Source organism: Endozoicomonas sp. ALB115, assembly GCF_049310245.1.
Classification (GTDB): Bacteria; Pseudomonadota; Gammaproteobacteria; order Pseudomonadales; family Endozoicomonadaceae; genus Endozoicomonas.
Window position 1 is genome coordinate 43199 of record NZ_JBLYZG010000037.1, and the last position, 9317, is coordinate 52515.

The following is a 9317-nucleotide window of genomic DNA, read 5'->3' on the forward strand; positions in this document are numbered from 1 at the left end:
ATAAGAAATGACTATGAATAATTCCCTTCAAAGCCCCGGAAAACGCTCTGTTGGTGCATGGATTAACAGCGGTGCTCCCTGGGTCTGGCTAAATGCCGGTGCGGTTGCCATCAGTCTGGTTCTGGTGATCGGGCTGCTGGGGTTGATCGCTGTGCGCGGGCTGGGGCACTTCTGGCCGGGCCAGATTATGGTGGCCGATTACCAGCCTCCGGGGCAGGCTGTCCGAATGGTTGCCGGAGAGATTACCGACAGTGAAGAAGTCCCCGCAGCCCGTTTGGAGTCGTCCGGCCTTGAGGTGGTCAACGGCCAGGAGCTATATACCCGTGTTCTGTTGAAGCAGGGCAATCGGGACCTGAGTGGTGCTGACTTTGTCTGGATCGTCGATGAGTGGCTGAGTAATCGCCAGTACCCTGAAGACATCATGGTGCTTGAGCGTCGTGAATGGGGCAATTTCTACGGCTTCCTGGAGTCTGTTCAGGAAGATGGTGTCACCGTTGCCAGTGGTGAATCGGCCTGGACCGTTTTCAATAAGCGTTTGGATCGGGCTCTCGAGATTTATCAGGCAATCTACCAGATTGAAAAGCACGACATTGGCTCAATAAACGCCGCAATAGAACAGCTGCGTCTGGCCGAGCGTCGTCTGGAGCTGAGCGGTGATAGGGACCCTGTCCGTCAGGCAGAGATTCAGGCTGAGCGAAAACAGCTGAATCAGGAATATCAGCAACTGGAAAACCAGCTGGGCGATCTTTACCGGGCGTTCAACCGTGACAGCTTTGTGGCCAGAACCGTTGCTGGTCAAACCCTGGAACAGCCAATCAGTAAGGTGGTGCGTGCCTATCAGCCCAATGCCCTGTCACTGACCGATAAAATAGGTTTTTATTTTGACAAGGTCAGTGAGTTCATTCTTGATGATCCCAGGGAGGCCAATACCGAAGGCGGTGTCTTCCCCGCCATCTTTGGCACAGTGATGATGGTGATTCTGATGTCCATTATGGTGACCCCTTTCGGTGTTATCGCTGCCGTCTATCTGCGAGAGTACGCCAGTCAGGGCTGGATGACCCGGGCCATCCGGGTGGCAGTTAATAACCTGGCGGGGGTTCCCTCCATCGTTTACGGGGTGTTTGGTCTTGGTTTTTTCATCTACTTTGCCGGGGCAAAAATCGATAATCTGTTTTTTGCTGAGGCCCTGCCATCCCCCACCTTTGGTACTCCGGGGCTGCTGTGGGCATCCATCACTCTGGCTCTGTTGACCCTGCCGGTGGTGATTGTCGCCACGGAAGAGGGGCTGTCCCGTATTCCCCGCTCCGTTCGGGAAGGGAGTCTGGCCCTCGGTGCCACCAAGGCAGAAACGTTGTGGCGGGTTGTGCTGCCCATGGCCAGCCCGGCCATGATGACCGGTTTGATTCTGGCGGTTGCCCGTGCGGCAGGGGAAGTAGCACCACTGATGCTGGTGGGGGTTGTTAAGCTGGCTCCCAGCTTGCCGCTGGATGGCAACTACCCCTATCTGCATCTTGATCAGAAGTTCATGCATCTGGGCTTTCATATTTTTGATGTGGGTTTCCAGAGCCCGAACGTGGAAGCCGCCAGGCCGCTGGTGTATGCCACTGCGTTGCTGCTGGTGATGGTTATTGCCGTGCTGAATCTGTCCGCCGTTGCGATTCGCAACCGGTTACGTGAAAAATACAAGAGCCTTGAGGACTGAACACGATGTCTGCGGAAGAGCTTTATAACGTCATCGATAGAAAGCCGGAAGGGGATGAAAAAAAGGATGAAAGCCTGAACAAGACTTTGAGTGAGGCTCTTACTGTGAAAACCGCCATAACGTATCCTGAAAACAGCCCTGAGAAGTACGCCAGTGTTACCGCTGATGGTCGTGCTGAACCACCTTCCGCACTTCCCGGAGCTGTTAATCCTGAGTCTCTTGGGCGTGGTCGTTCTGTACTGAACCTTGAGCTTGAACCGACCAGTATGGAGGTGTCTGGCCTGAACTTGTTCTATGGCGAGAAACAGGCGTTGTTTGATGTCTCCATGAAGATACCGCAAAAGCGTGTAACGGCGTTTATCGGACCTTCGGGCTGTGGTAAGTCCACGCTGCTGCGCAGTATGAACCGGATGAATGATCTGGTGGATGGCTGTCGTGTGGATGGGCAGATACGGCTCACCAATGCTTCCGGTGGGCAGCAAAATATCTACGAGAAATCCGTCAATGTGGCTGATCTTCGTCGTCGGGTAGGGATGGTGTTCCAAAAGCCCAACCCATTCCCAAAAAGTATTTATGAAAATGTTGCCTATGGCCTGAGAATTCAGGGCATCAATAAAAAGCGGGTACTGGATGACGTTGTGGAGTGGGCGCTGAAAGGGGCTGCGCTCTGGAATGAAGTGAAGGATCGCCTCCATGAAAGCGCACTGGGCCTATCCGGTGGGCAGCAGCAGCGTCTGGTTATTGCCCGGACCATTGCGGTGGAACCCGAAGTATTGCTTCTGGATGAGCCTGCATCTGCACTCGACCCTATCTCCACTTTGAAGATTGAAGAGTTGATCAATGAGTTGAAGTCCAGATTTACCATTGTGATTGTCACCCATAACATGCAGCAGGCGGCCCGGGTGTCGGATTACACCGCATTTATGTATATGGGGCGGATGATTGAGTATGGCGACACCGACAGGCTGTTCACCAACCCCCGCAAGAAACAGACTGAAGACTACATTACTGGCCGTTATGGCTGAAGAGCTTTCCTGAATCTCAACAGTTTCTGGCAGCCTCCAAGGATTATCCATGCCTAACCAAAGCGATTTGCTGACCCACCACATTTCCCAGCAGTTCAACCATGAACTGGAAGAGCTGCGCAATAACCTGTTGTCCATGGGCGGCACGGTTGAGAAGCAGGTCAGTGATGCCATTGAGTCACTGATCAATGCCGACAGTGACCTGGCCATCGTTGTTTGTGAAAAAGACACCGACATCAACTTTATGGAAACGTCCATTGATCAGGAGTGTTCCAGAATTCTGGCCCGCCGCCAGCCTGCAGCCAGCGACTTACGCCTGGTTCTGGCATGCACCAAAGTGGCCACGGACCTGGAGCGCATTGGTGATGAAGCGGCCAAAATTGCCCGATTTGCCATAAAATTGTCAGAACAGGGGGAAGCACCCAAAGGCTATATTGAAACCCGTCATATTGGCAGTCATGTCCGCCAGATGACTCAGGATGCCCTGAATGCCTTTGCCCGGTTTGATGCAGAGCAGGCCCTTGCGGTGGCTAAAGAGGATAAAGCGGTGGATCGGGAATACAAAAGTGCCACCCGTGAACTGGTGACTTATATGATGGAAGATCCCCGCTCCATTACCCGGGTGTTGAATATTATGTGGGTATTACGCTCTCTGGAGCGGATTGGTGATCATGCCAGAAATATTGCCGAGCACGTTATTTACCTGGTCAAGGGTAAGGATGTCAGACACATTGGTCTTAAACGGATGCAGGAAGAGGTGTTTGATCAGCAGCTGGATGATTGAAGCAGTACTGTCTTTTAATTTAATTGAAATGGTTTTAGGGGAATTAAATTCCCCGGTTTTTTATTTCTGATATGAACACCATTTAAAAATGTGTTTTTCAATTTTTTATTTTTCAATTAGCTGTTTGGTATTTTGCGCTAATCTTTAGTTATTAATACCTTTCAGGCAATCATGCTGTTTGTTTCTGAATCAATCTTTTGTAAAAAAACACGGATGAAACAATCAGCAGGTAGCTATGAATTACTCCAGTACCCTTCATGACGGCTGGGATATCCCTGATGAACACCCCGTCAGCAGCGATGACCTTCTTGAATGCCTCGCCTTGTTAACCCGCCATTATGGTAATCCGTATTCACGGGAATCTTTAAAAGCTGGAATGCCCCTTGAGAAAGGCAAATTTACTGCAGAAGTATTTATTCGATCGTCTGAAAGAGCGGGTCTGGCCTGTAAAGTTCATAAGCGGGAGATTGCCGAAATATCTTCACTGGTTGTTCCTGCCGTGTTGTTACTGAATAAACGCAAAGCCTGCATTTTGTCCGATATTGACCATGCAAAAGGCACTGCCCGGATTATTATGCCGGAAACCGGTGAGGGCACGACAACAATCAGTATTGAAGAATTAAATGAATTTTACAGTGGCTATGTTATCTATGTCCGTGAAAAGCATCGTTATGATCGTCGGACCCCGCAGAAATTAACGGTTAAATCCAGACATTGGTTCTGGGGAACTATTCTCGGTTCATGGAGAATTTACCGTGATGTTTTACTGGCATCACTGTTGATCAATATTTTTGTGGTTGCCAGCCCGCTGTTTGTGATGAATGTGTATGACCGGGTGGTTCCCAACCAGGCATTTGATACACTCTGGGTTCTGGCCGTTGGTGCGTTAATTGTTTTCAGTTTTGATTTTATTCTGAAAATGGTGCGCAGCTATTTTATTGATCTGGCCGGTAAAAAGTCCGATATTCTGCTCTCTTCTGCCATCATGGAGCAGGTTCTGGGGTTGAGCATGAAGGCCAAGCCCGCTTCAGTGGGTTCCTTCGCGAAAAACCTTCAGGACTTCGAAAGTATTCGGGAATTTATTACCTCTTCAACGGTCACTGCGCTGGTTGACCTGCCGTTCACCTGTATCATTCTTTTCGTGATATTTATGCTGGGTGGGCCCACGGCAGTTGTACCTTTGGTCGCCATGCTCATCATTGGCCTCTACAGTTTCTTTATTCAGGAGCCTCTCAAAAATTCCGTTGAAAAAACACTTCGTTCCAGTCAGCAGAAAAATGCCACATTGATTGAAAGCCTCTCAGGCATGGAAGCCCTGAAAATTGCCCAGGCCGAGAGTGATATTCAGTACCGTTGGGAAAAAGCCGTTAGCCATATTGCCACCTGGAGCATTAAAACCAAACTGCTCACTTCTTCTGCCACCAGTTTCAGTGCCTATGTTCAACAAATGGCCAATATAGGCATGGTTATTCTTGGGGTTTATCTGATCTCTGAAGGTGAGTTGAGCATGGGGGGACTGATTGCCTCGGTCATGCTGTCTGGCCGCTGTCTGGCACCCATGGCTCAGATTGCCGGGCTGGCAACCCGCTATAACCAGGCCAAATCGGCTCTGGATGGCTTGAATCAGATCATGGACATGCCAACCGAACGTCATGAAGACAGGGATTACGTTAATCGTCCGGACCTGAAAGGCAGTATTGACTTTGATGGGGTTAACTTTTCCTATCCCGAGCAGGAAATTCAGGCCTTAAGAGATGTCAGCCTGAGCATTAAAGCCGGTGAAAAGGTTGGGATTATCGGGCGAATTGGTTCCGGCAAGACAACCATCGAAAAGCTGATACTGGGACTTTATGAACCGGGAGAAGGCGCAGTTCGGGTTGACGGTGTTGATTTACGACAGATCAATCCCACTGACCTGCGCTCCAGTATTGGCTGCGTTAGCCAGGATATCACACTGTTTTACGGCTCCATTAAAGACAATATCACCCTGGGGGCAAACCATGTTGACGACAGCCAGTTGCTTGAGGCTGCTGAGATTGCCGGAGTAACGGAGTTTGCCAATAAGCACCCTAACGGGCTGGATATGATCGTGGGTGAGCGCGGGCAAAACCTGTCCGGAGGGCAGCGACAAAGTATTGCCCTGGCCCGTGCCCTGCTGATGAATCCACCGATTCTGGTGATGGATGAGCCATCCAGTTCTATGGACAACACCACTGAGCTGCGAATGAAGGAGCAGCTAAAGACCCGGTGCACCGGCAAGACGTTGATATTGGTTACCCATAAGGCCTCAATGCTGGATCTGGTGGATCGACTGATCGTAATGGACAGTGGACGTATTGTTGCGGATGGACCCAAGGATCAGGTACATGCGGCGTTAAGGCAGGGCAAACTCAAAATAGGATAGGCTGGAATGAGTAGCAGCGATGATAAGGACGTAAAGGGCTCGACAGAGGCACCTGTGAATCAGACTGAACCGTCAGAAGGCCACATAACGAAGTCGGCTGAGTCAGAACAGGCGATATCAGGCCCGGCATTTAGTGTTGCTGATGGCCAGGAGCAGAATGCTTCTGAGGATGGCAAAAGGGAGGATTCTCTGGAGAACTCTTTAGAGGCTTCTTCAGAGACCTCTTCAGAGTCGGCTGAGTCAGAACAGGCATTTACTGTTGCTGATGGCCAAGAGCAGAGTGCTTCTGAGGAGGGCAAAGGGGAGGATTCTCCGGAGAACTCCTTAGAGACTTCTTCAGAGGCTTCTTCAGAGAACTCTTCAGAGAACTCTTTAGAAAAGATAGAAGACACAGTGCTACCAGATGATATGGAATATATCTCTGATACCAATGTCGCCATGCTGATAAGAACGCCAAAAGGTGGCCGTTTACTGATATACACTATGCTGCTGGCGCTGTTCTCCTCCATCGTCTGGGCCAGTGTTGCCCGGCTGGATGAAATTACCAGGGGCCTGGGGATCGTCATTCCATCCTCGCGGTTGCAGGTGGTGCAAAATCTGGAAGGTGGGATTCTGGAGCAGATTTTTGTTGCAGAAGGGCAACAGGTGCACTCAGGGCAACCGTTGATGCAGCTGGATGACACCCGTTTCTCTTCCACCTTTCGGGAAAGTGCCATTGAGTATTACAGCGAGCTTGCCAAAGCGGCCAGACTGAGAGCCGAGTTGTCGGGTGAAACATTGAACTTCCCGGCTGAGTTGGACGACTATCCGGCTTATATGGAGCGAGAGCGGGAAATTTTTTATCAGCGTGCCGACCGCTTCATTGCAGAGCTCAATGTTGCCCGGGAGCAGGCGGTCCAGGCTGAGCATGAGTTAGCCACCACAGAGGATCAGCTGATATTTTTGACCACCAGCTTTGAACTGGGACAGGATGAACTTGAATTGACCGTTCCTCTGGCAGAGCAGGGTGTTGTCTCCAGGGTTGAGCTGATTCAGTTAAGACAGCGGGTGAATGACCTTGAGTCACAAATGCGAAGAACTGAGCTGAGTATTCCAAAGTTACAGGCGGCCTATCAGGAGGCGCTGTCCCGCAAAGAAGAGGTTTTTCAGGAATACCGTGCTGATATTGTTCAGGAACTCAAGGAAACGGAAGTTCATCTGGATCAGTTAGGTGAGTCTAACCATGCCCTTGAAGACCAGGTAGACCGGACTCTGATCAAATCACCCATGGATGGCATTGTTAAGAAAATCCATGTCACTACGCTGGGTGGGGTCGTTCAGCCCGGCATGAGTCTGCTGGAGATTGTGCCACTGGAAGATAACCTGATGATTGAGGCGCAAATTCAGCCCAAAGACATCGGTTTTCTGCGTCTGGGGATGAAAGCAGTGGTTAAGCTGACGGCCTATGACTTTGCGATTTATGGTGGGCTTGAAGGTGAGGTTGAGCACATCAGTGCTGATACCATCAAGGATGAGAAAGGCGAGAGCTTTTATATTGTCCGAATCCGGACTAAAAATAACTTCGTCGGCTCAGAAGATAAACCGCTTATGATTATTCCCGGTATGAGAACCAATGTGGACATTATCACCGGAGATAAGACGCTGATGGCCTATCTGCTTAAGCCTATTCTCAGGGCCAAACAGAATGCGTTGACAGAAAGATAAACAGGATGAGGCTGGTTTTCCGGTGTGATCATAGCCACTGAAGCGGCCAGCCTTACTCAATCATTGTATCCGGTGCGATTCGGGTATTGTGCAGTTGCCACTGATCAATATCTGAGTCTTTGATAATGGTTCCGATAAAACAACTCTGGCTGAAGTGCGCATCGGTCAGGTCGGTATGCTCGATCAGTAAATGATTCAGATGGCACTGGGTAAAGGTGGGTGCCTTTTCCACACTGAAGCAGTCGGTGAAAACGCCTTCATTGAAGCTGACCTTGTTGAATACGGCATTATCCAATTGGGCGCTGGTTAAGCTGACACGTTCCCAGACACACTGAGATATTTCGGTATTGGCCAGACTCACAGACTGTAGTTCACAGTCAGCCATGGTTACTTCATTCATTGTTGCCCCGGAAAAAGAGGGGCCTTCATCAAAACTTTCACACCCTCTGAATGATGCGTTTTGGATCGCCGCATTGTTGAATGATGTTTTGGTCAGGGTACAGTGACGAAACTCCATATCCTGAATCTCTGCCTGTGAGAAATCGGTATTATCAAAGAATCCGTGGATGATATGACTGTTGTATAAACGTATTTCCCGGCAGGAGCTGTTGTGGAAGGTTTGTGCGGTCATATCACAGTTTTCAATCACCGCCTTATCCAGCACGGCATGATCAAAATTCGCTGCTGAGAGGTCGGAATCAATAACCCTGGCATTGGCCAGGTTGGCGTGACGAAGGTCGGCTCCATTCAAATTACAGCCATCCAGAATGCAGTCCCGCAGATCGGTATGGCGAAAATCGGCACCACGCAGGTCACAGTTTTTCCAATAAACGCCTCGCAGTTTGCCGGACCGGAATTTACAGCGCTGCATCAGGCTGTTTTTAAAACGCATGCGCTCCAGATCCCGATGGTTCAGAGATAGCCCGGTAAAGTCGGATTGATCCGGGGCGGTCCATCCGGGGTGGAGACTTTCCAGCAATGCCCGTTGCCGCGCAGCTTTCTCTTTTTCCTGCTCAAATTGAGAAGCCAGCCCTGATGTCTGTTGGACCTGATACTTGCCAACCTCTTTGTTGACCAGAATGCTGTTATTGGCTCTTAAGCCAGAGGTTTTGAGCCCATCGGTATCCAGAATGTTGTGGTTACCCGACGTTGTTGAAACTTTCTTTTTTGGTGAAGACTTCTGTTCTGAAGACTTCGATGATGGGCGTTGTTTCTGTGGCACAGGTGGAAATCTCCGGACAAACTCGTTTCATTCTGAGTCGCCCGGATAGGTTAAAGGTTTAGCCCGGATATTTCATATTAACAGGAGGTATAAATTACCTCCTTTATTTTCAATAAGTTATATATTTATCAAGTGGTTATAAATGCACTTTCGTTCAACCATTGATGGTTATTAATGGTTGTAGGCAGTTTTTTTCGACACCTGTCCACGCTAAAAGCGTCAGGAGTCATGCTCTTTCAAAGAATTTCTTGGCATTCCTTGAAGCAGAGGATAGTTTGTGTACCCACGCAAATTGGCAGCTATCCACTGCTTCTCAGAAATACCGTTTCTTCGGCTTGGATTCTTGCTTTACCTGAAGGTTGCATATTCTGGCTAATCGTGAACCCTCATTCTGGCAAAGCGTGAACACGAATTCTGGCCAGGCGTGAACATGGATTCTGGCTGATCGTGAACATTTTTGCCCGATTTCCAGAATC

At 49.6% G+C, this 9317-nt stretch carries 6 protein-coding genes; 5 read left to right on the forward strand and 1 reads right to left on the reverse strand.

Annotation, left to right across the window (positions count from 1 at the left end):
• The first annotated feature begins 13 nt into the window (after positions 1-13).
• The 5 genes from pstA to ACO6VE_RS16050 all read left to right on the forward strand — a co-directional run bounded on the left by pstA (position 14) and on the right by ACO6VE_RS16050 (position 7619).
• Positions 14-1702, forward strand: a complete 1689-nt coding sequence (gene pstA, locus ACO6VE_RS16030; RefSeq protein ID WP_422462277.1) for a phosphate ABC transporter permease PstA — start codon at positions 14-16, stop codon at positions 1700-1702.
• Positions 1703-1707: 5 nt separating this feature from the next.
• Positions 1708-2727, forward strand: a complete 1020-nt coding sequence (gene pstB, locus ACO6VE_RS16035; RefSeq protein WP_422447713.1) for a phosphate ABC transporter ATP-binding protein PstB — start codon at positions 1708-1710, stop codon at positions 2725-2727.
• Positions 2728-2776: 49 nt separating this feature from the next.
• On the forward strand, positions 2777-3511 hold the full coding sequence (gene phoU, locus ACO6VE_RS16040; RefSeq protein WP_422447711.1) for a phosphate signaling complex protein PhoU: 735 nt from the start codon (positions 2777-2779) through the stop codon (positions 3509-3511).
• 235 nt (positions 3512-3746) lie between these two features.
• Positions 3747-5915 carry a type I secretion system permease/ATPase gene (locus tag ACO6VE_RS16045; protein ID WP_422462279.1) on the forward strand — a complete coding sequence of 723 codons (2169 nt, stop codon included), beginning with the start codon at positions 3747-3749 and terminating at the stop codon, positions 5913-5915.
• A 6-nt stretch (positions 5916-5921) separates the two neighbouring features.
• Positions 5922-7619, forward strand: coding sequence for an HlyD family type I secretion periplasmic adaptor subunit (locus ACO6VE_RS16050; RefSeq protein WP_422462281.1), 1698 nt, complete (start codon positions 5922-5924; stop codon positions 7617-7619).
• A gap of 52 nt (positions 7620-7671) precedes the next feature.
• Here the strand turns inward: ACO6VE_RS16050 and ACO6VE_RS16055 are convergent, their stop codons facing one another.
• On the reverse strand, positions 7672-8841 hold the full coding sequence (locus ACO6VE_RS16055; RefSeq protein WP_422462283.1) for a pentapeptide repeat-containing protein: 1170 nt from the start codon (positions 8839-8841) through the stop codon (positions 7672-7674).
• Positions 8842-9317: the final 476 nt, after the last annotated feature.